The sequence below is a fragment of the Quadrisphaera sp. DSM 44207 genome, from assembly GCF_900101335.1.
GTDB lineage: Bacteria > Actinomycetota > Actinomycetes > Actinomycetales > Quadrisphaeraceae > DSM-44207.
Genome location: NZ_FNKA01000001.1, coordinates 345780 through 364642 on the forward strand (window position 1 = coordinate 345780; position 18863 = coordinate 364642).

Annotated in this window: 21 protein-coding genes and 1 pseudogene; 9 read left to right on the forward strand and 13 right to left on the reverse strand. The window is 77.2% G+C overall.

The genetic code is table 11. From position 1 onward, the window contains the following. Nucleotides 1-160: 160 nt before the first annotated feature. Nucleotides 161-250: pseudogene (locus BLS82_RS16670) on the reverse strand (TetR family transcriptional regulator); the annotation flags it as partial. Between the two features lie 83 nt (nucleotides 251-333). Here BLS82_RS16670 and BLS82_RS01560 point away from each other — a divergent pair. After that, on the forward strand, nucleotides 334-759 hold the full coding sequence (locus BLS82_RS01560; RefSeq protein ID WP_092860995.1) for an SDR family NAD(P)-dependent oxidoreductase: 426 nt from the start codon (nucleotides 334-336) through the stop codon (nucleotides 757-759). A 58-nt stretch (nucleotides 760-817) separates the two neighbouring features. On the opposite strand, the gene BLS82_RS01565 is transcribed toward BLS82_RS01560, so the two are convergent. Next, nucleotides 818-1465, reverse strand: coding sequence for a response regulator (locus tag BLS82_RS01565; RefSeq protein ID WP_304442001.1), 648 nt, complete (start codon nucleotides 1463-1465; stop codon nucleotides 818-820). A gap of 83 nt (nucleotides 1466-1548) precedes the next feature. Then, nucleotides 1549-2850, reverse strand: a complete 1302-nt coding sequence (locus tag BLS82_RS01570) for a sensor histidine kinase (protein WP_176818870.1) — start codon at nucleotides 2848-2850, stop codon at nucleotides 1549-1551. A gap of 182 nt (nucleotides 2851-3032) precedes the next feature. Between BLS82_RS01570 and BLS82_RS01575 the strand changes: the two genes are divergently transcribed. Next, entirely contained in the window at nucleotides 3033-3284 is a 252-nt protein-coding gene (locus BLS82_RS01575; protein WP_176818871.1) for a DUF4190 domain-containing protein, read from the forward strand. A gap of 114 nt (nucleotides 3285-3398) precedes the next feature. Here BLS82_RS01575 and BLS82_RS15940 read toward each other — a convergent pair whose 3' ends face one another. Next, on the reverse strand, nucleotides 3399-4211 hold the full coding sequence (locus tag BLS82_RS15940) for a sulfurtransferase (protein ID WP_369811010.1): 813 nt from the start codon (nucleotides 4209-4211) through the stop codon (nucleotides 3399-3401). Between BLS82_RS15940 and BLS82_RS15945 the strand changes: the two genes are divergently transcribed. From BLS82_RS15945 to BLS82_RS01600, 4 genes are all read left to right on the forward strand, one after another. Further along, complete coding sequence (locus tag BLS82_RS15945) at nucleotides 4172-4447, forward strand: DUF4190 domain-containing protein (protein ID WP_218123438.1); 276 nt, start codon at nucleotides 4172-4174, stop codon at nucleotides 4445-4447. The two genes, BLS82_RS15940 and BLS82_RS15945, sit on opposite strands and share 40 nt — an antisense overlap. A gap of 36 nt (nucleotides 4448-4483) precedes the next feature. After that, on the forward strand, nucleotides 4484-5230 hold the full coding sequence (locus BLS82_RS01590; RefSeq protein ID WP_092861005.1) for a hypothetical protein: 747 nt from the start codon (nucleotides 4484-4486) through the stop codon (nucleotides 5228-5230). A gap of 105 nt (nucleotides 5231-5335) precedes the next feature. Further along, on the forward strand, nucleotides 5336-6481 hold the full coding sequence (locus BLS82_RS01595) for an amidoligase family protein (protein ID WP_092861007.1): 1146 nt from the start codon (nucleotides 5336-5338) through the stop codon (nucleotides 6479-6481). 28 nt (nucleotides 6482-6509) lie between these two features. After that, entirely contained in the window at nucleotides 6510-7376 is an 867-nt protein-coding gene (locus BLS82_RS01600; RefSeq protein WP_218123439.1) for a S1 family peptidase, read from the forward strand. A 53-nt stretch (nucleotides 7377-7429) separates the two neighbouring features. Here the strand turns inward: BLS82_RS01600 and BLS82_RS01605 are convergent, their stop codons facing one another. The 6 genes from BLS82_RS01605 to BLS82_RS01630 form a co-directional block, all read right to left on the reverse strand. Next, nucleotides 7430-8854: a GGDEF domain-containing protein gene (locus BLS82_RS01605; RefSeq protein WP_176818872.1), complete on the reverse strand. Its 1425-nt coding sequence runs from the start codon at nucleotides 8852-8854 to the stop codon at nucleotides 7430-7432. A 91-nt stretch (nucleotides 8855-8945) separates the two neighbouring features. Next, the gene (locus BLS82_RS01610; RefSeq protein ID WP_092861011.1) at nucleotides 8946-9503 is read right to left on the reverse strand and encodes a hypothetical protein; all 558 of its coding nucleotides are present in this window, start codon (nucleotides 9501-9503) and stop codon (nucleotides 8946-8948) included. Nucleotides 9504-9556: 53 nt separating this feature from the next. Further along, nucleotides 9557-10948 carry a hypothetical protein gene (locus tag BLS82_RS01615; protein ID WP_092861013.1) on the reverse strand — a complete coding sequence of 464 codons (1392 nt, stop codon included), beginning with the start codon at nucleotides 10946-10948 and terminating at the stop codon, nucleotides 9557-9559. Then, nucleotides 10945-11805, reverse strand: a complete 861-nt coding sequence (locus BLS82_RS01620; protein WP_092862532.1) for an ABC transporter ATP-binding protein — start codon at nucleotides 11803-11805, stop codon at nucleotides 10945-10947. Before BLS82_RS01620 ends, BLS82_RS01615 begins: the two co-directional genes overlap by 4 nt. Before the next feature lie 17 nt (nucleotides 11806-11822). Continuing rightward, complete coding sequence (locus BLS82_RS01625) at nucleotides 11823-12848, reverse strand: hypothetical protein (protein ID WP_092861015.1); 1026 nt, start codon at nucleotides 12846-12848, stop codon at nucleotides 11823-11825. Next, nucleotides 12845-13441 carry an RNA polymerase sigma factor gene (locus BLS82_RS01630; RefSeq protein WP_092861017.1) on the reverse strand — a complete coding sequence of 199 codons (597 nt, stop codon included), beginning with the start codon at nucleotides 13439-13441 and terminating at the stop codon, nucleotides 12845-12847. The genes BLS82_RS01625 and BLS82_RS01630 overlap by 4 nt, the downstream gene beginning before the upstream one ends. Before the next feature lie 161 nt (nucleotides 13442-13602). Here BLS82_RS01630 and BLS82_RS01635 point away from each other — a divergent pair, with 161 nt between their 5' ends. Genes BLS82_RS01635 through BLS82_RS01645 form a run of 3 tightly spaced genes read left to right on the forward strand, consistent with a single transcriptional unit; the run spans nucleotide 13603 to nucleotide 16609 of the window. Beyond that, nucleotides 13603-14469 (forward strand): (Fe-S)-binding protein, encoded by an 867-nt coding sequence (locus tag BLS82_RS01635; protein WP_092861019.1) that lies wholly within the window; start codon nucleotides 13603-13605, stop codon nucleotides 14467-14469. Continuing rightward, nucleotides 14466-15974 (forward strand): lactate utilization protein B, encoded by a 1509-nt coding sequence (locus BLS82_RS01640; protein WP_092861021.1) that lies wholly within the window; start codon nucleotides 14466-14468, stop codon nucleotides 15972-15974. The genes BLS82_RS01635 and BLS82_RS01640 overlap by 4 nt, the downstream gene beginning before the upstream one ends. Continuing rightward, nucleotides 15971-16609 carry a LutC/YkgG family protein gene (locus BLS82_RS01645; RefSeq protein ID WP_092861023.1) on the forward strand — a complete coding sequence of 213 codons (639 nt, stop codon included), beginning with the start codon at nucleotides 15971-15973 and terminating at the stop codon, nucleotides 16607-16609. Before BLS82_RS01640 ends, BLS82_RS01645 begins: the two co-directional genes overlap by 4 nt. A gap of 25 nt (nucleotides 16610-16634) precedes the next feature. Here BLS82_RS01645 and BLS82_RS01650 read toward each other — a convergent pair whose 3' ends face one another. From BLS82_RS01650 to BLS82_RS01660, 3 genes are read right to left on the reverse strand one after another with little or no spacing between them, the layout of a single operon-like run. After that, nucleotides 16635-17177 (reverse strand): DUF4126 family protein, encoded by a 543-nt coding sequence (locus tag BLS82_RS01650; RefSeq protein ID WP_092861025.1) that lies wholly within the window; start codon nucleotides 17175-17177, stop codon nucleotides 16635-16637. 3 nt (nucleotides 17178-17180) lie between these two features. Beyond that, complete coding sequence (locus BLS82_RS01655) at nucleotides 17181-18356, reverse strand: zinc-dependent alcohol dehydrogenase (RefSeq protein ID WP_092861027.1); 1176 nt, start codon at nucleotides 18354-18356, stop codon at nucleotides 17181-17183. Beyond that, nucleotides 18353-18838, reverse strand: a complete 486-nt coding sequence (locus BLS82_RS01660) for a hypothetical protein (RefSeq protein ID WP_218123441.1) — start codon at nucleotides 18836-18838, stop codon at nucleotides 18353-18355. Before BLS82_RS01660 ends, BLS82_RS01655 begins: the two co-directional genes overlap by 4 nt. Between the last annotated feature and the right edge of the window lie 25 nt (nucleotides 18839-18863).

Genomic DNA, 18863 nt, shown 5'->3' on the forward strand with positions numbered 1-18863 from the left:
TCTCGAACAGCAGCTGGTACAGCCCGGGGTTGGCCAGGCCCCACTGCACGTACGCGGAGGCCAGGCGGCGCAGCCGCGCCGCAGGCGGCTGGTCGGGGTCGTCGCCGGCGAGGACGGCCCGCTCGAAGCGCTCGTGCTCGGTGACCAGCACCGCCCGCGTCAGGGCGCTCTGGGACGGGAAGTGGCGGTACACCGCGGTCGGGGAGACCCCGCAGGCCCGCGCGACCGCGCGCAGGGAGGGGACGGCCACCGGTCGAGGGCTGGAGGCCAGGGCGACGGCCGCGGCCAGCAGCTCACCGCGCAGCTGGTCCCCTCCTCCCTGCGCCGACCAGCCTGACCCACGCGTTCCTGCCCGACCTGCTCGCCCGCGGCGACGGCGCGCTGGTCAGCGTCGCCAGCGCGGCCGCCCACCAGCCCGCGCCCGGGATGGCCGTCCACGCGGCCACGAAGGCCTTCGTCCTCTCCTTCACCGAGGCGCTCGCCCACGAGCTGCGCGACGCGCCCGTGCGGGTCCTGGCGCTGTCACTGGGGGCCACCCGCAGCGAGTTCTTCGCCACCTCGCGCACCAGCGAGGCCGGACTGCGCTTCCAGACCCCCGAGCAGGTCGTGGCCACCGCCCTGCGCGCCCTGGACGCCCGCCGCCGACCGACCACCGTCGTCTCAGGGCGGGTCAACCGCCTGGCGACCGGCGCCTCCTGCCTCCTGCCCCGTCGCGTCGTCCTCGAGGCCATGGCGCGGGGCGCCCGACCCGCTCACTGACCGCGGCCTCACCGACCGCGGCCTCACCGACCGCGGCCTCACCGCCCGCTGCCGCGGCTCACAGCAGGCCGGCGTCGTGGGCGCAGATCGCCACCTGGACCCGGTTGGTGGCCTGCAGCTTGGTCAGCAGGTGGGAGACGTGCGTCTTGACCGTGGCCTCGCTCATGTGCAGCGCGCGACCGGCCTCGGCGTTGGACAGGCCCCGCCCCACGGCCAGGAGCACCTCGTGCTCCCGGTCGGTGAGCGCGGCGATCCGCTCCAGCGCCTCCTGGCGGCGTGGGTCGGCCTCGGAGGCCGTGAAGCGGCTGATCAGGCGCCGGGTCACCGCGGGCGAGAGCATCGCCTCCCCCGCGGCCACCACGCGCACCGCCTGCACCAGGTCCCGCGGGGGCGTGTCCTTGAGCAGGAACCCGCTGGCGCCGGCCTGCAGGGCGCCGAAGACGAGCTCGTCGAGGTCGAATGTCGTCAGGACCAGCACCCGGGGCGCGGCGGGGCGGGCCATCAGCGCCGCGGTGGCCGCCAGGCCGTCCATCCTCGGCATCCGCACGTCCATGAGGACCACGTCGGGGCGGTGGCGCAGGACGGCGTCGACGGCGTCGGCGCCGTCGCCGGCCTCGCCGACGACGTGCAGGTCCGCGGCGCTGCCCAGGATCATCCGCAGGCCCGCGCGCACCAGGGCGTCGTCGTCCACCAGCAGCAGCCGCACGGGCGCGGCGCCCTCCTGACCCGGCTGCTGACCGGGCTGCTGCTCAGCCACCTGCGCCTCCACGCTCGCCTCCACCTGCTCGCTCACGCGCTCGTCCCCTCCTGCTCCCGGGCCCAGGGCAGCTCGGCGCGGACGGCGAACCCGCCGTCGGGCTGGCGCCCCGCCCGCAGGTGCCCTCCGACCAGCTCCACCCGCTCCCGCAGGCCCACCAGCCCCAGGCCGGACCCGGGGACCAGCGGCTTCCCGAGGGCCCCGACCGGCCGGGCGTTGCACACCTCGGCCACCAGACCGTGCTCGGGAGCCCCCGTCAGGCGCACCACGGCCGCGGCGCCGGCGGCGTGCTTGTGCACGTTCGTCAGCCCCTCCTGCACCACCCGGTAGGCGGTGCGCCCGATCAGCAGCGGCGGGGTGCGCCCGTCCGGCAGGTCCGTCTCCAGGCGCACCCGGACGCCGGCGTCGGCGCTGGCGCGCACCAGCCGGTCGACGTCGCCCAGGGCGGGCGAGGGCAGCAGGTCCGCGCCCGCGGCGCCGAGGCCGGTCTCCGCAGCGCCCACGGGATCGGTGCGCAGGACGCCCAGGACCGCGCGCAGGTCCTCCAGGGCCTGGCGCGCGGTGGTGCGGATCAGCGCCGCGGAGCGCTCGACGTCCTGCGCGCCGGCGGCGGGGTTGACCTCCAGGCCGCCCGCGTGCAGGGCCACCAGCGAGATCCGGTGGCCCACCACGTCGTGCATCTCGCGGGCGATGCGGGTGCGCTCGGCCAGGCGCGTCTGCTCGGCGCGCAGGCGCTGCTCGGTCTCGGCCTTCTGGGCGCGCTCGCGCAGGGACTGCACCAGGTCGCGGCGGGCGCCGACGAAGGCCCCCAGGGCCACCGGCAGGACGACCACGAGAACCATGAAGGCCAGGGCCCCGAAGACGAGCTGGAGGATGGTCATGCCCTGGTCTCCGCCGGTCGCCAGGTCGGTCACGATGCCGACCGCCACGACCGCCAGGGCCGCAGCGACCGCCAGCAGCAGGAGCCGGTCGCGGTGCCGGATGGCCAGGGTGAACAGGGTGACGCACAGCAGCAGCGACGAGCCGCCCAGGGCCATGACGACGCAGGCCAGCAGCGTCAGGAGGAACGGGTGGCGCCGGCGCCACCACAGCCCGGCGGCCAGCACCACCGTCAGCGCGACCTCGACCCAGGTCCAGGCGCTGGGACCCGGGTCGCCGTCGACGGCGTAGCCCAGGAGGTCGAAGGCCGCCCAGAGGAAGAACCAGACCATGACGACCACGTCGCGCACCCGCGCCCAGTCGCGCCCTCGCGCCCAGTCGCGCCACCAGCGCCGCCTCGCCGCCTCGGGCAGCGCACCGGACGCACCGGCTGACGGTTGGGCACCTGCGACCACGAGGGTCAGCGTAGGGACCGCGGGGCGCATCGCGCTGCCGTCGATCGCCCGAGATGCGCGCCGCGGTGCTGCCACTTTCGTCGCAGCCACCTCGACACGCTCCGCCGATGGCTGCCGCGCCGGTGCCGGACAGGCTCGTCCCCGTTCCGCTCCGCACCCGCGCTCGAGCACAGGAGACCCCGATGTCCCAGCAGCCCCTGCACACGGTGACCGCACCCGCCGTTCCCCCGAGCACCGACGTGATGGCCGTCCTCGGCCTGGTGTTCGCCTTCGTCTTCTCGCCCCTGGGGATCGTCTTCAGCGCCCTGGGCCTGCGCAACACCCGGCGCTACGGCACCGGCGGCCGCGGGCTCGCGATCGCCGGCATGGTCTTCTCCCTCCTCTTCACCGCCGTGTACGTCCTGGTCGTGGTGCTGGCGCTGACCGTCCCCTGACCTCGGCGCACCGGCCCGGCGTCCTCGCCCGCGCTCGAGCCCCGGCCTCCGGAGGCGTGAGCGCCTCCGGAGGTCGGGGCTCGAGCGGTGCGTGCGGGTCGCTCAGCCACTCGGTCAGCGACCCGTCGTAGACGGCGACGTCCGTGCGGCCCGGAGCGACCAGCGCCAGCGCCGCGGCGGACGGGAGATGGCGTCGAGCAGGGTGGCGGGCTGCTCCCCGCGCACGACGGCGAGCACGTCGTCCCTGTCGGCCCACACCCGCGGACTCTCAGGGGCGACGAAGGCGGCCGGCGCTGGGGCCGCGCACCCGGCTTCGAGGGGTCGGCCCTGCGCCGTCCACGCGCGCAGGCCGCCGTCGAGCACGGCGGCGCGGTCGTGCTCCAGACCGCGCAGCAGCCACCACACCCGCGCCGCCCACGACCCGGTGGTCGCGTCGTAGAGGACGACCGTCGTGCGGTCGCCGATGCCGAGCCTCCCGAAGGCGCCGGCGAGCCGGTCCGCGCCCGGACGGGTCAGGGGCAGCGCGGCGTCGGGATCGGACAGCGCACCGACGACGTCGGCGAACACGGCGACGGGCAGGTGGCCGGCGGCGTCCAGGATCCTTGCCAGGACCGCGAGGACGTTGCCGATCCTGCACGGGAGGAGGGCAGCGCCACCTGCCCGCTGCCCCTCCGCCCAGCGTCTGACGGAGCCGACCCGCAGCTGCGACTTCCGACGGAACCAGGTCGACACCCACAGCCGATGGCTGCCGCGCCCGCCCCGGACAGGCTCGTTCCGTGAGCACGAGGTGGGAACCGAGCCGGGGGCGCGCCGTGGCCACCGCCGTCGAGGACGTCCCCCTCCTGCTCCGACGCGATGCCCCCACCACCCGAGAGCAGGAGATCGCCGTGTCCCAGATGCCCGCCTCCCCCTACGCCTCCCCCGCACCCGGACCCGTCGCGGCGCCCAGCGCCGGGCAGCGCACCGAGGTCGTCCGGAGCACCGACGTGATGGCCGTCCTCGGCCTGGTGTTCGCCTTCGTCCTCCCGCCGCTGGGGATCGTCTTCAGCGCCCTGGGCCTGCGCAACACCGGCCGCGACGGCACCGGCGGCCGCGGCCTGGCGATCGCCGGCATGCTCCTCTCCCTCCTCTTCACCGCCGCCGTCGCCCTGATCTTCGTCTGAACCCTCGTCCGACCGGACCGATCGAAGGAGTCGACCGTGAACCAGGACACCACCGGCACCACCGGCACCACCGGCACCAGCACCGCCACGACCGACGCCGACCGGCTCGCGGGTCGCCGCAGGAGCGGGCCGGGCACGCGGCTACCGCGGCGCCTGGCCGGCGGGGTGGTGGCCGTCGGAGCCCTCGCCAGCTGCCTGACCCTGGGCGCCCAGAGCGCCTTCGCCGCCACGGGCAGCGCCGCAGCCACCGCACCGGCTGCGGCGACCGCCGCCGCGACCCCGACCGTCGAGGAGGCCGTGGCCGCCTTCTTCGACGTCGGGTACACCTTCACCGACGCGGTGAACCTCGCCGTCCTGTGGGGCGCGCCCAGCGTCTACGACGCCAAGGTGGCCGCCGGCACCGAGGTGCTGGCCGGGCAGCCGCTGCCCTACGGCCCCGGGGACTTCCCTCCTACCTGGACCACCGCCCAGGAGGTCGCGGCCTTCTCCGCGGTCGGCGGCGACCACGCCCAGGCGCTGAAGCTGGCCGCCGTCTGGGGCTCACCCAGCGTCTACGACGCCAAGGCGTTCGCCGGGTCCAAGCTCCTCGCCGGGTACGGCCTGCCGGGCATCCCGGAGGTCTTCACCACCGAGCAGCAGGTCAACGCCTACCTCGCCTCCGGCCTGGACTACGAGGACGGGGTGCAGCTGGCCGCGATCTGGGGCTCACCCAGCGTCTACGACGCCAAGGCGTTCGCCGGGTCCAAGCTCCTGGCCGGGCACGGCCTGCCGATCCAGCCCTGAGGCACCGACGCGCTCCCGGGCGCCCGCCGACCACCGGCGGGCGCCCGGGAGCGCTCGGCCGACGGGCGCACCGGCGTCCACGAGCACGGAGGACAGGAGGCTGTCGTGACGGGGTTGACGCGCAGGACGGGGTTCGAGGTCGAGCTGCTGGCACCGCCCGGCGGCGACCGCCGGGCGCTCGCCGACGCCGTCGCGGCGCGCTGCGGAGGACGGGTGCGCCGGGTCTTCCACAGCGATTCCGAGCCGTCCCTGGTGCCCGGCATGGGCTGCTTCTGGCACCTGACCCCCGGCTTCGAGGTCCGCGACGCCACCGGTGCACCAGTGGCCACCTTCGTCGACGACATCACCCTGGTCGCCGACCTCGCCTCCGAGCGGGTGCTCGGGCCCGCCGGGCGCGCTCCGCGCCCGGCCGGTGACCCCGCCAGCGCGGGCGGGCACCAGGACTGGTACCGCCTGCTGAGCGACGACCCGCGCCTGCTGCGCCTGGTCGCCGACCACAGCGACCCCGCCGCTCCCCTGGCGCGGGCGCTGGAGCCCGTGGCGGCCCTGTTCGGCACCCCGGTGGAGACCATCGGGCCCGCACGGCGCCTCCGCGACGCGGCCGGGGCCACCATCGCGCTCGCCGCGCCCCTGGCCGCGGGCCGCGAGCGCCCCTGCGAGGTGATCACCCCTCCCCTGGTGCACGGCCACGAGGCCGCCCTGGAGGCCCTGCTGGCCCCCGCCCGCGAGCTCGGCTTCACCGTGCCCTCCGAGGCGGCCGTCCACCTGCACGTCGACGGCGCGCCCTTCCGCAGCGCCGGGGCGTTCGCGAACCTGGTGCGCCTGTTCGGCCACTGGCGCGCCCACCTGCGCGCGGCCCTGGGCACCAACCCCGCCTGCACGCGCCTGCGGGCGCTGCCCGCGCCGCTGCTGGACCTGGTCGAGCAGGAGCGCCCGGGCGGCGCCGGCGGCTGGGCCCGGCTGCAGGCGGCCGCAGCCGCCACCGGGATCACGAAGTACTACGACGTCAACCTCACCGCCCTCTTGACCGACACGCCCGGGCGCGACACGGTGGAGGTGCGGATCCTGCCCGGGGCCCTCCGACCCTCCGACATCACTGCTCGCGCAGCGCTGCTCGAAGCGCTGCTGGACCGCTGCCAGCAGCCCCGACCCCTGCCCCTGCCCCGCACCCGGGTCGTCGACGACCCGATGGATCCGCGGCGGGCTGCTCAGCAGCTGCGCGCCCTCGCCTCCGGTGGCACACCGCAGTGACCACCGCCCCGACGGGAAGGACCCCTCCATGGCCACCTCCATGGCCGCACCCGCCTCCGCCTCGCAGCCGGCACCCCTGTCGACACCAGGGTCGGCACCCGACCGACGCCGACCCGGCAGCCCCCCGCTCGCCGCCGTCCTGGCCCTGGCCGCGGTGCTCCTGGCCCTGGCGCCGGTCCTCCTGGCGCCGCCGGCCCGTGCGGTGGCCAACGGGGTGCCGGCTCCCGCGGGAACGCTGGGGTTCGCCGCCAAGTTCGTCTTCACCGGCATCCCGCGCACCGACGGCAGCACCTACGACAGCGCCTGCTCCGGCGCCCTGGTCGCGCCGGAGTGGGTGGTGACGGCGGGGCACTGCTTCCACGACGCCGCGCGCACCCCGGTCAGCGGCCCCCCGCCGTACGCCAGCAGCACCGTGATCGTCGGGGCCACCACCGACACCGACCCCGCCGCGCAGGTGCGCACCGTGGTGGACGTGCGCCAGGCCCCGAACGGCGCCGACGTCGCCCTGGCGCGGCTGTCGGAGCCCGTGCAGACCGTGCGCCCGCTGGCGCTGCCCAGCAGGGCACCGCGCGCCGGCCAGGTGCTCGGGCTGGCCGGCTGGGGCGCCACCACCTCCGTGGACCCGACCCCCAGCTCCCAGCTGATGACCGGGCTGGTGGAGGTGGGCACCGTGGCCGACCAGACCATCGGCGTCAGCGGCTACGCGCCCGCCCCGGACACCAGCGCCTGCCCCTACGACTCCGGCGCCCCCTACTTCCGGGTCAGCCGGGGACAGCTGGTGCTCGTCGCCGTCGAGAGCGGCGGACCCCCGTGCCCGCACACCGACGAGGACACCGCCTACCGCGCCGACGTGCTCGCCCCCTGGATCCGCGAGCAGCTCGCAGCACCCCGCTGACACCGCGCTGACACCGCGCTGACCACTGCGCGGCGGCGCCTCCCGGCGCGCCGTCAGCTCAGCGACGCCGTGTCCGCCCGAGGCGTCCTCCGGTCCTGGGGACCGGAGGACGCCTCGCGGCGGCGCCGCTCGCCGCGGGCCGCCTTCGCGCGGTACATCGCCTCGTCCGCCTCGCGCAGCAGCGCGCCCGGCGTGGTGCCCGGGTGCGCCGTGGCCACGCCGATGCTGACGCCCACGGTCACCTCCACGTCGCCGACGCGCACCGGCGCGCTGATCCGGCGCCGCAGGCGCTCGGCCACCATCGGCGCCTGCGGTGCCGCGCCCTCCCCGGCCAGGAGCACCACGAACTCGTCACCTCCCAGCCGCGCCACCAGGTCCCCCGAGCGCACGGCGGAGCGCAGCCTCCCCGCGACGGCGATCAGGAGCGCGTCACCGGCCGCGTGCCCGTGCACGTCGTTGACGCCCTTGAACCCGTCGAGGTCGAGCAGCAGCAGGGCCGCCTCCCGCGCGGGGTCGGACAGCGCGCGACGCAGCGCCTCCTCGACGGGGGCCCGGTTCGCCAGGCCGGTCAGGGGGTCGTGGGTGGCGCGGTGGCGCAGGTCCGCGGTGAGCGCGGCCCTGTGCATCCCCATGGCCACCTGCGCGCCGAGCACCTCCAGGGCTCCGCGGACCTCTCCGGGCAGCGGTGCGGTGCTGTCGACGACCAGGTCCCCGAGCGTCCCCTCGGAGGTGCGCAGCGGCAGGACCAGCCGCGAGCCTCCCGGCGGCGGGTGCTGGTCGCCGTCGAGCACCACCTGCGCCCGCGCGCCGTCCACGCCCCGCAGGAGCGCGGCCACGGCGGCCAGGCCCTCGTGCCGGGCCCGCTCGGGGTCCTCCGCGAGGGCGATGGCCAGGCCGGCGCGGCTGAGCACGCGCTCACGGCCCACGGCCCGCTCCACCTGCCCGCCGACCACCGCCACCAGGTGGACGACCACGCCGAGGACCGGGACCCCCGGCAGGGGGCCCTGCAGCACCAGCGCCGCGTCCGGCTCGAGGCCCAGGTGCACGGCGAGCACCAGCCCCGCCAGGTACGCGCCGATCGCCAGGGCGATGTACGCGGCCACCTGCCGCGAGGAGCCGTAGAGGGAGCGGAAGGTGACGGCGCCGTAGAGCAGGCCGACGCTGCGGACGGTGTCGTCGGGGCTGCACACGTGCAGCCCGATCGCCGCGAGCTCGAGGACCAGCCCGGCCGGGGGGAAGCGCGAGCGGCGGTAGCACCGCACCCACCACCCGGCGACGGCCAGGAGCAGCACGACCGTGGCGGCGCGCAGCCCCGGGGGGCGCCCGCTCGCGAGGACCGTCTGCAGCAGCGCGCCGGCGGTGAAGAACAGCGCGACGGCGAGGAAGAGCCAGCGCAGCCGGGCCAGCAGGCCGTCCGGTGGCCGCAGCAGCGGCGCGCGCGGCGGCCGGAGCGCACCCGGCGAGGGCTCCCCGCTCACCGCACCCCTCCTCCCCCGCGCGCCGCTCGGCGCCGCAGACCCGCAGGTCATCGGCCGCTCCCGCATGCTCCTCGACGCCGGGGAGCGGGGATCATCCGGTCGGTGCAGCGGTGAGCTGGGGTCCTCGCACGGCGTACTCGAGCACCCCGGTGACCAGCAGCAGGACGGCGACGACCCAGGAGCCGTCGAGCCCACCGGGCTGCAGGAGCCAGGCGTACCACTCCGACCCCTCACGACCGCTGCGGGGGCCGGCGAGGTAGGTGACGGCGGCCCAGGAGACGGCCGGCACCCAGGAGAGGACCGACGGCAGCAGCGCGGCGGTGAGGAGCACCGCGCCGAGCAGACCGGTGGTGTTGCGCGCCATCGCCGCGCCGTCCAGGGCTGCCGGGGAGGGCGCGGCGGCCCAGGCGAGGGCACCGCTGGCCACCGCCACGGCGACGCACCCGTGGCCGGCGCGCCACCGGGAGGACAGGCGCGGCGCGCAGCGCTCGAGCGCGGCGTCGGGGCCCTGCAGCGTGCTCGAGAGCACCACCGCGGCGATCATCGGCGCGGCGACCACGACGAGCAGGCGGACGGTCTCCGCCGTGGCGGGCGCTCCCGCGCCCGCCGCCGTCCGGACGGCCGCGGCGAGGAGAACCAGCAGGACCACGGCCGCACCCAGGTGCCGTGAGCGCGCGTGGAGGAGGGCACCGCGGTGACCGCTCACGAGCCGGCCAGCCGCTGCAGCACCGGCAGGTCGCAGGAGCGCGAGGCGACCTGGTACTCCTGCATCCAGGCCCGCGCCGCTGCCGGGTCGGCGGCCAGCCGCTCGTGCAGCGCCGCCGCTGCACGAGCGGCGTCCGGCGCGACCTCGGACCGCCGCAGCAGGGCGGCGGCCACGGGGTCGGTGACCAGCACGGCCGGCGGCAGCTGCCGCCCGCTCCCCGCCGCGGAGTTCGGGCCGCAGGTGCTGATCGCCATGGAGTCGAGCACCGCGCCGCGGTACTCCTCGGGGTCGCTCAGCCCGGAGCGGAAGGGCCGGGCCTCGCTCTCGAGGCCGGGCAGCACGAGCACGTCGGGCGGCGGGACCTGGTCGGGTCCGGGCACGGCCTCCTGCGCCGAGGACCACGACACCAGGGACCGCACGGCGGCCGCCTGCTCGCGCACCAGGGGTGCGGCGTCGTCGAGCAGCCCGGCGTGCACCTGCTGCACGCACACCGGCAGCCCGGCGTCCTGCGCGCAGACCAGCGCCTGGGCGGCGGGGTCCGGCTCGGTGGCGGAGCCGGCCAGGACCACGGGGACGGCGACCACGGCGGCCGCGGCGGGCACGAGCGCCAGCCAGCGGCGCCGCGCGACGGCCAGGACCAGCGCCGTCGCGGTCAGGGCCGAGGACCAGACGGCCAGCCCCGCAGCCGTGCCCGCGCGCACCTGAACGCCCTCCCACAGGGGCGCGAACCCCACCGGCAGCAGCCGCGCGAGTCCCTGCGGAGCCACGGCCGGCAGCCAGGCGAGGAGCACGAAGCCGACCACCGCGACCCCGGGCGCGACCAGCCGTCCGGGGAGCATCCGCCCGGCGGCGAAGCCGACGGTGGTGCCCACCAGGACCCCCAGGGCCAGGAGCGCGAGCACGACGGGCCAGCGACCGCCGGAGTAGGAGACCTCCGGGAAGACGGCCGCCAGGGTGATGCCCGCCTGGACCAGCCACCCGGCCAGCACCCCGACGACCACGGCCGCCCAGGTGGTGCTCACCCGCTGCCAGGCGGGTCGCGGGGTGACCGCGAGCAGCTCCTCCGTGCGGCGCCGCCGCTCCCGGCCCGCCACCCAGGCGGCGGAGGTCGCTGCGAGGAGGGTCCAGAGGAAGTCCCAGCTGTCGATCCACCACAGGGCCCCGGCCCAGGACGAGGACCAGATGCCGACGGAGGTGGCCGGCAGCGCCTCCGCGAGCACCAGCGCGGACCCAGCGACCGCGACGACCAGCCCGACCGCCCGCGCCCCGCTGCGGCGCAGGTCGGTGCCCAGGACCCGGCCCCACAGCGGCCCGCCCCGGACGGCGGCGCCTCGCGGACGGCCGGCCCGCAGCGCGGACGGCGCGGTCGGGGCGGCGGTCGCGCTCACCGGGCACCACCGCCCAGGGCGAGGACGGGGGCGCCCGGCCCGGCGACGCGGTGGGCGCGCAGCAGCGCCGTGTAGCCGCGCTCGATCGGCGAGGCGCCCTCGTGGTCCCCGTCCTCCTCCTGGCGCCCGACGTCCGCCAGCGCCGCGGGCGTGCCGGTGGCGACCAGCCGGCCGGCGTCCACCACCGCCACGCGGGTGCAGGCGGAGGCGACGTCCTCGACCAGGTGCGTGCAGACCAGCACGGTCGCGTGCACGCCCGCCTCGCGCAGCAGGGCGCGGAGGTCGAGGCGCTGCTCGGGGTCCAGCCCGGCGGTCGGCTCGTCCAGCAGCAGCAGGTCGGGGTCGTTGACCAGCGCCTGCGCCAGGCCGGCGCGGCGCAGCATGCCCCCCGAGAGGGACTTCATCCGGCTGCCGGCGCGGTCGCTCAGGCCGACCCGCTCGATCGCCCGGTCCACCGCCAGCGGTGCGCGGGCGGACGGGACCTCCTTCAGCCAGGCGAAGTACTCCACGAACTCGCGCACCGTGAACCGCGGGTAGTAGCCGAAGGACTGCGGGAGGTACCCGAGGCGCCGGCGCAGCGCCCGGCGCTGGGAGGCGACGCGCACGTCGTGCCCCAGCAGGACCACGTCCCCCTCGGTGGGCGGGACCACGGTGGCCAGGACCCGCATCAGGGTCGTCTTCCCCGCCCCGTTCGGCCCCAGCAGGCCGTGCACGCCGACTCCCAGCTGCAGGTGCAGGCCGTCGACGGCCCGCCGCGCCGACCCGCGGCGCCCCACCACCACGGACAGGCCGCGGACCACCGCCCCGCTCCCCCGGTCGGGCGCGTCCCCGGCGGGGGGACCGCCCGGGGTGCTCATCGTGCTCGCCGCAGTGCTCACGGGTTCCTCCTCCTGGCTGCTCGCGGCAGCCGCTCGTACGACGCACCTCGCACCACCACCACCGCCGTCGCCGCGACCGCGACGAGGGCCCACGACGCCTGGGCGCCCGCGCCGGCCACCAGCGGCACCCCGCCCGGCGACGCGGCGGCCCGGGCCAGCTCACCCACGACGCCTCTGGCGTCGGCACCGGCGGTCGCCACCGCGGGTGCGAGGACGGCCAGGCCCCACAGCGCCGCGACCCCTGCGGCAGCCCGCTCCAGGGCGACGAGCGTGCCGGCGGCCAGGGTCGTCGCGGTCAGCGCCAGGCACGGCAGCAGCCACACCACCGGCTCGGACCTCCCGTCCGCGGTGGCACCGGCCCCGCCGAGCGCGGCGCCGGCGAGCAGGGCCAGCGGAACGGTGACGGCCAGCACCGCCGCGGTGCGCCACAGCACCAGCCGCAGCCCCGCCGACGGCGTCGAGAGCACCACCTCGCGCCACGGGTCGTCCTCCCCGGCCGAGCACAGCGCCACCCCGGCCAGCGGCAGCGCCGGGGCCAGCAGCCACAGCAGCGCGGCACCGGGAGGACCCGCCGGAGCTGCGAGGCGGACGGCGGTGGCCACGCCCACCGCGACGACGAGCGCGACGGCGACCGCGACGAGCGCGGCCGGGCGCACCAGCCAGGCGGCGCGGCCCCGCAGGCGCCGCGTCCACGGGCGGCGCGGCAGCCCGGGCGCGGGGCGCGCGGACGGCACCGTCCGGAAGAGCCCGGGTCGGGCGCCTCGCGGTGGGGTCAGGTCGGCCAGCAGGCGCTGGCGCCCGTGCTCGACCAGCGCGCGGGCCCGCCCGGCGGGCGCCGCGTGCAGGGCCGCGGCCAGCTCCGCCCGGCACAGGGCGCAGGAGGTCAGGTGGGCCTCCAGGCTCCATGCATCGACCTCGCCGGCCCGGCCCGCGGCGTAGGCGGCGAGCAGCGCCGGGCCGGCGTGCCAGGCGCCGCCGACGCCGGTCGGGGTCGACCCTGCGCTCCTGCGCGGCGCGCTCATGCCAGGGCCGTCCGCAGCGCCGCGCGCGCCCGCATCGCCCGCGTCTTGACCGTGCCCTCCGGAACGCCCAGCACCACCGCCGCCTCCCGCACGCTCAACCCGTCCAGCACCGTCGCCTGCAGCACCGCGCGCAGCTCCGGTGACAGGCCGGCGACCGCCGCCTCCAGCGGACCGGCCAGCAGGCCGTCCATCACCTGGTCCTCGGCGGAGGCGGAGGCGGGAGCGCTCCGGTCCAGCAGGTCGTCCGCGGGCGCGCCGCCGTCCGCGCCGCCGTCCGCGCCACCGCTCTCGGGGACGACCCAGGTCGTGGTGGGCACCCGCGCGGCCCGGCGGCGGAAGGCGTCGACCAGCCGCCGCGCGGCGATCGTCCACACCCAGGCCGCGACGTCCCCCCGCCCGTCCCAGGACCCGGCGCCTCGCCAGGCCGCGGCGAACGCCTCCTGCACCACGTCGGCGACGACGTCGTCGTCGGCGCACCGGCGTCGCAGGCGCAGCACCACCATCGGGGCCAGCCGGTCGTACAGCTCCGCGAACGCCCCCTCGTCCCCGCGCGCGGCGCGGCGCAGCAGCGCCGCGTCGTCGACCTCCCGCACGGGTCCCACATCCTGCCTGACGCGGGCCGGGGCGCAGCGGTTCACCGGCCGTGGTCGGCGCAGCGGCGGCGGCGTCCCGTTGCACCGGCAGACGCCCCACCGCTAGCGTCGTGCCCGCTGCGAGGCGTCTCGATGACGAGCGGGAGCAGCCAGGAGGCGTCGTGCGGATCGCTGTGATGGCCACCTGCCTGGGGGACGCGATGTTCCCCGGGGCCGTGCGCGCCACCGTCGAGCTGCTCGAGCGGCTCGGCCACGAGGTCGTCTTCCCCGCCGACCAGACCTGCTGCGGGCAGATGCACGTGAACACCGGCTACCTGGACCAGGCGCTGCCGGTCGTGCGCCACCACGTGGCGGTCTTCGAGCCCGTGCTCGACGGCTCCGGTTCGTCGGGCGGGTCCGGTCCGTCGGGCGGGTCCGGCTGGGACGCCGCGGTGGCGCCGTCCGGCTCGTGCGTGGGGTGCGTGCGCCACCAGCACGCGATGGTCGCCCGCCGCGCCGGGGACGAGGGGCTGGCGCGCACCGCGCACGCGATCGGGCAGCGCACCTACGAGCTGTCCGAGCTGCTCGTCGACGTCCTCGGCGTCACGGACGTCGGCGCCTACTACCCGCACCGGGTGACCCACCACCCCACCTGCCACTCCCTGCGGATGCTGCGCGTCGGCGAGAAGCCGCTGCGGCTGCTGCGCGCCGTGCGCGGCCTCGAGCTGGTCGAGCTGCCCGACGCGGAGGTCTGCTGCGGCTTCGGCGGCACCTTCGCGATCAAGAACGCGGAGACCTCCACCGCTCTGCTGGCCGACAAGATGGCCAACGTGCTCGCCACCCGCGCCGAGGTGTGCACCGCCGGGGACTCCTCGTGCCTGATGCACATCGGCGGCGGCCTGGCGCGCCTGCGCACCGGGGTGCGCACCGTGCACCTGGCGGAGATCCTCAACAGCACCGAGGCGGGCGTGGAGGGCGGTGGCGGCGGCCCGGCGTCCGCCGCGGCGCCCGCGCCGCCCGCGGACCGGACGACGGGAGCCCAGCGATGACCGCTCCCGACCCCCCGGTGCACGCGCCGGCCGGCGTGGGGCACCTGCGCGGGCAGGCGCCGTTCCCGCAGGCGGCGCGCGCGGCGCTCGCGGACACCCAGCTGCGCCGCAACCTCGGCAGGGCCACCTCCGTCATCCGCGGCAAGCGGGCCCGGGTGGTCGCCGAGGTGCCCGACTGGGAGGAGCTGCGCGCCGCCGGGTCCGCGATCAAGGCGGACGTGATGGCGCGGCTGCCGGAGCTGCTGGAGCAGCTGGAGGAGGCCGTCACGGCCCGCGGTGGCGTCGTGCACTGGGCCCGGGACGCCGCGGAGGCCAACGCGGTCGTCACCGACCTCGTGCGCGCCACCGGCGCCGACCGGGTCGTGAAGGTCAAGTCCATGGCCACGCAGGAGACGGGCCTGAACGAGGCCCTCGAGGCCGCGGGCGTCGCCCCGGTGGAGACCGACCTGGCCGAGCTCATCGTCCAGCTCGGCCACGACGCGCCCAGCCACATCCTCGTGCCGGCGATCCACCGCAACCGCGCGGAGATCCGCGAGATCTTCCTGCGCGAGATGCCGGACGTCGACCCCTCCCTGACCGACGAGCCGCGCCGCCTGGCCATGGCCGCCCGAGAGCACCTGCGCCGCACGTTCCTGTCCGCGGGGGTGGCGGTCAGCGGCGCCAACTTCGCGGTCGCGCAGACCGGCACGCTCGCGGTCGTGGAGTCCGAGGGCAACGGGCGCATGTGCCTGACGCTGCCGCGCACCCTGATCACCCTCATGGGCGTGGAGAAGGTCGTGCCGACCTGGCGCGACCTGGAGGTGTTCCTGCAGCTGCTGCCGCGCTCGTCCACGGGCGAGCGGATGAACCCCTACACCTCCACCTGGACGGGCGTCACGCCCGGTGACGGGCCGGCCGAGTTCCACCTCGTGCTGCTCGACAACGGCCGCTCCGCCGTGCTGGCCGACGAGCAGGGCCGCTCGGCGCTGCACTGCATCCGCTGCTCGGCGTGCCTGAACGTCTGCCCGGTCTACGAGCGCGCGGGCGGCCACGCGTACGGGTCGGTCTACCCCGGGCCGATCGGGGCGGTGCTCACCCCGCAGCTGACCGGCATCGACGGCGCGCACGACCCGAACGCCTCGCTGCCCTACGCCTCCTCCCTGTGCGGGGCGTGCTTCGACGCGTGCCCGGTGCGCATCGACATCCCGGGCCTGCTCATGCAGCAGCGGGCGGCGTCCGTCGCGGCGCACACCCGCCCCACCGGGCAGGACCTGGCGATGCGGGCGGCCGCCGCGGCGATGACCTCCCCCGGCCGCTTCGCCGCGGCGGAGAGGGTGCTCGGCGCCGGGCGCCTGGTGGCCGGCCGCACGGGCCGGATCACGGCGCTGCCGTGGCCGGCGTCGCGGTGGACCGCCAGCCGCGACGTCCCCGCCCCTCCGGAGGAGACGTTCCGGCAGTGGTGGGCGCGCACGCGCGGCGACGGCGCGGCGGACCGCGGGCACGACGGCGAGGGGGCCGGCGCGTGAGCGCGCGCGAGGAGGTGCTCGCGCGGCTGCGCGCCGCCCGCGACGCCGGGGCGCCCGCGGGCGGCGTCGCGGCCGTCCCGCGGCGCTACCGGGCCCGCGGCGAGCACGCGCCCGGCAGCGCCGCGGTGGTCGAGCTGCTGGTCGAGCGCGTGGAGGACTACCGCGCCGCGGTGCACCGCACCGGCCCCGGCGGCGTCGCCGCGCTCGTCGCCGACCTGCTCGCGGACGCCGCCTCGGTCGCCGTCCCGCCGGGCCTGGACGCCGGCTGGACCGCCGGGTGCGCCGCGGCGCTGCTGGTCGACGGCGACCCGGCGCCGCTGGACGCCCAGCGCCTGGACGCCGTGGACGCCGTCGTGACCGCCAGCGCCGTCGCGATCGCCGAGACCGGCACGATCGTCCTGGACGCCACCGACCCGCGCCAGGGCCGGCGGCTGCTCTCCCTCGTGCCCGACCACCACGTGTGCGTGGTGGCCGCGGCCGACGTGGTGGGCACCGTGCCGGAGGCCCTGGCCCGGCTCGACCCGCAGCACCCGCTGACGTTCGTCAGCGGCCCGAGCGCGACGAGCGACATCGAGCTCGACCGGGTCGAGGGCGTGCACGGCCCCCGCCGCCTGGACGTCGTCCTCGTCGGCTGACCGGACCGGTCAGCCGGTCAGCCGGTCAGCCGGCCGGTCGGCCGGTGCGGACCACGGCGCTGAGCACCACGACCGCGACGGCGTCCTCGACGACGGCGACGACGGGGTCGGGCAGGCCCGTCGACTCCACCACCGCCCTGCGGGCGTGGTACCCGAGGTAGTTCCCGACCAGGGCTCCCGCCGCCGCGAAGGCGGCTCCCTCGGCCACGGAGCGCGCGCCGGGTCGCGTGCTCCCGAGCGCCGCCCCGGCGAGGGCGTCCGCGGCGGTCCGCCCGAAGATCCCCCCGTCGATGCGGGACAGCTGCGGCGTCGCGGAGAGGCGGGACTGGGTGCGCGGGAGCTTGTCGGCGACGAACTCGCCGGCCGCCAGGGCGATGAGCACGCCTCGGCCCCACGGGCTGGAGAGCACCGGCCAGCGGGTCCACCGGCCCGCGACCGAGGGCTCGTCGTGGTTCAGCGCCAGGATCCCCAGCGGGGGCCAGGACCGCAGGCCGCCGGCGAGGCCCAGGAACAGGGCCCTCACCGGCAGCCGCAGCCCGTCGTCAGCGGCGCGCGCGGTCTTCGGCACGGATCAGCTCCCCGGGGTGAAGACGGCGCGCACGCAGCCGTCGTCCTTGTTCTTGAACATCTCGTAGCCGCGCGGGCCCTCCTCGAGGGGCATCACGTGGGTGGCCAGGTGCTCGGTCCTCACCTGCCCGCTGCTCATCAGCTCGAGGATCTCGGGCACGTAGCGGGGTCCGAACTGCTGCGCCCCGCGCAGGGTGAGGGCCTTGTTCATCACGGCCCCGAGGGGGAACTTGTCGACCAGGCCGGCGAAGACCCCCAGGGTGAAGACCGTGCCGCCCTTGCGGCAGGCGTGGACCGCCTCGCGCACGGCGGTGGGCCGGTCGGTCTGCAGCCGCAGCTGCTGCTTGAGCTGGTCGTACAGGAACTGGGGCCCGTTGGAGTGCGCCTCCATCCCCACCGCCTCGATGCACACGTCGGGCCCGCGCCCGGCGGTCATCTCCCGCAGCTCGGCGGCGACCGTGGTCCTCTCGTAGTTCAGGACCTCGGCGCCGATGTGCTCGGCGACCTGCGCGAGGCGGTTCTCGAGCCGGTCGATGACCACCACCTTCTCGGCGCCCATGAGCATCGCCTTGCGGGCGGCCATCTGCCCGACCCCGCCGGCGCCCCAGACGGCGACGACGTCACCCGGCGCCACCCCCGCCTGGTCGGCGCCCGTCCACCCCGTCACCACCGCGTCGGAGGCGAACAGGGCGGTCAGGTCGGAGACCCCGTCGGGAACGGCGAACGCGCCGACGTCGGCGTAGGGCACCCGCACGTACTCGGCGTGGCTGCCCGCGAACCCGCCCAGGGCGTGGGAGTACGCGAAGCACCCGCCGACGGCGTACCCCCACAGCCCCTCGGTCAGCGCCGGGTTGGGGTTGCCGTTGTCGCACAGCGAGAACATCTCGTGCGCGCAGTACCAGCACCTCCCGCAGCTGATGAAGGAGGTGACGACGACCCGGTCGCCGACCCGGTGCTTCGTCACCGACGTCCCGACCTCGACGACGGTGCCCATGAACTCGTGGCCGAGGACGTCGCCGGCCCGCATCGCGGGGATGTACCCGCCGAGCAGGTGCAGGTCGGAGCCGCACGTGGTGGTCAGGTCGACCCTGAGGATGACGTCGTGGGTGTTGAGGATCCGTGGCTCGTCGACGTCCTCGACGCCGACCTCGTTCACGCCGCGCCAGGTCAGGGCCCTCACAGCACGCCCTCCCGCCCGGCGCGCCGGGTGGCCGTGCCGATCACCGCGGTGCCGATCGCGGACCGCTCCCCGTGGGGGACGGGGTCGACGACGAGGACCTCGCCCACCTCCACCAGCTGCTTCGCCCGGCGCAGCGCCGAGCGCAGGTCCTGGCGGGGGTCCTCGTCCAGCACCCGCGCCAGCGCGCCGGCGAGGCCGGTCGGCGCCGGGCGGCGCAGCCGGGCCGCGACCTCGGTGCCCCTGCCGCCGGGGGCGGGGCTGATCCGGGTCTCGACCCGCTCGCCCAGGGCGGCCAGCGGCTCCGGCAGCCTGCCGCCGGGCGCCACCTCGTCCGGGTCCGCGTAGACGGTCACCGCCTGCCAGCGGGTGCCACCGGCCCTGCCCGCGCCGCCGTCCGCCGCGGCTGCCCGCCGCGCGGCGCGGACCGCCACGACGCCACCGGCACCCACCGCGATCACCGTCGCGGTTCCCACTCTGCTCATCAGGCCGCCTTCCCCTCCTCGCCGT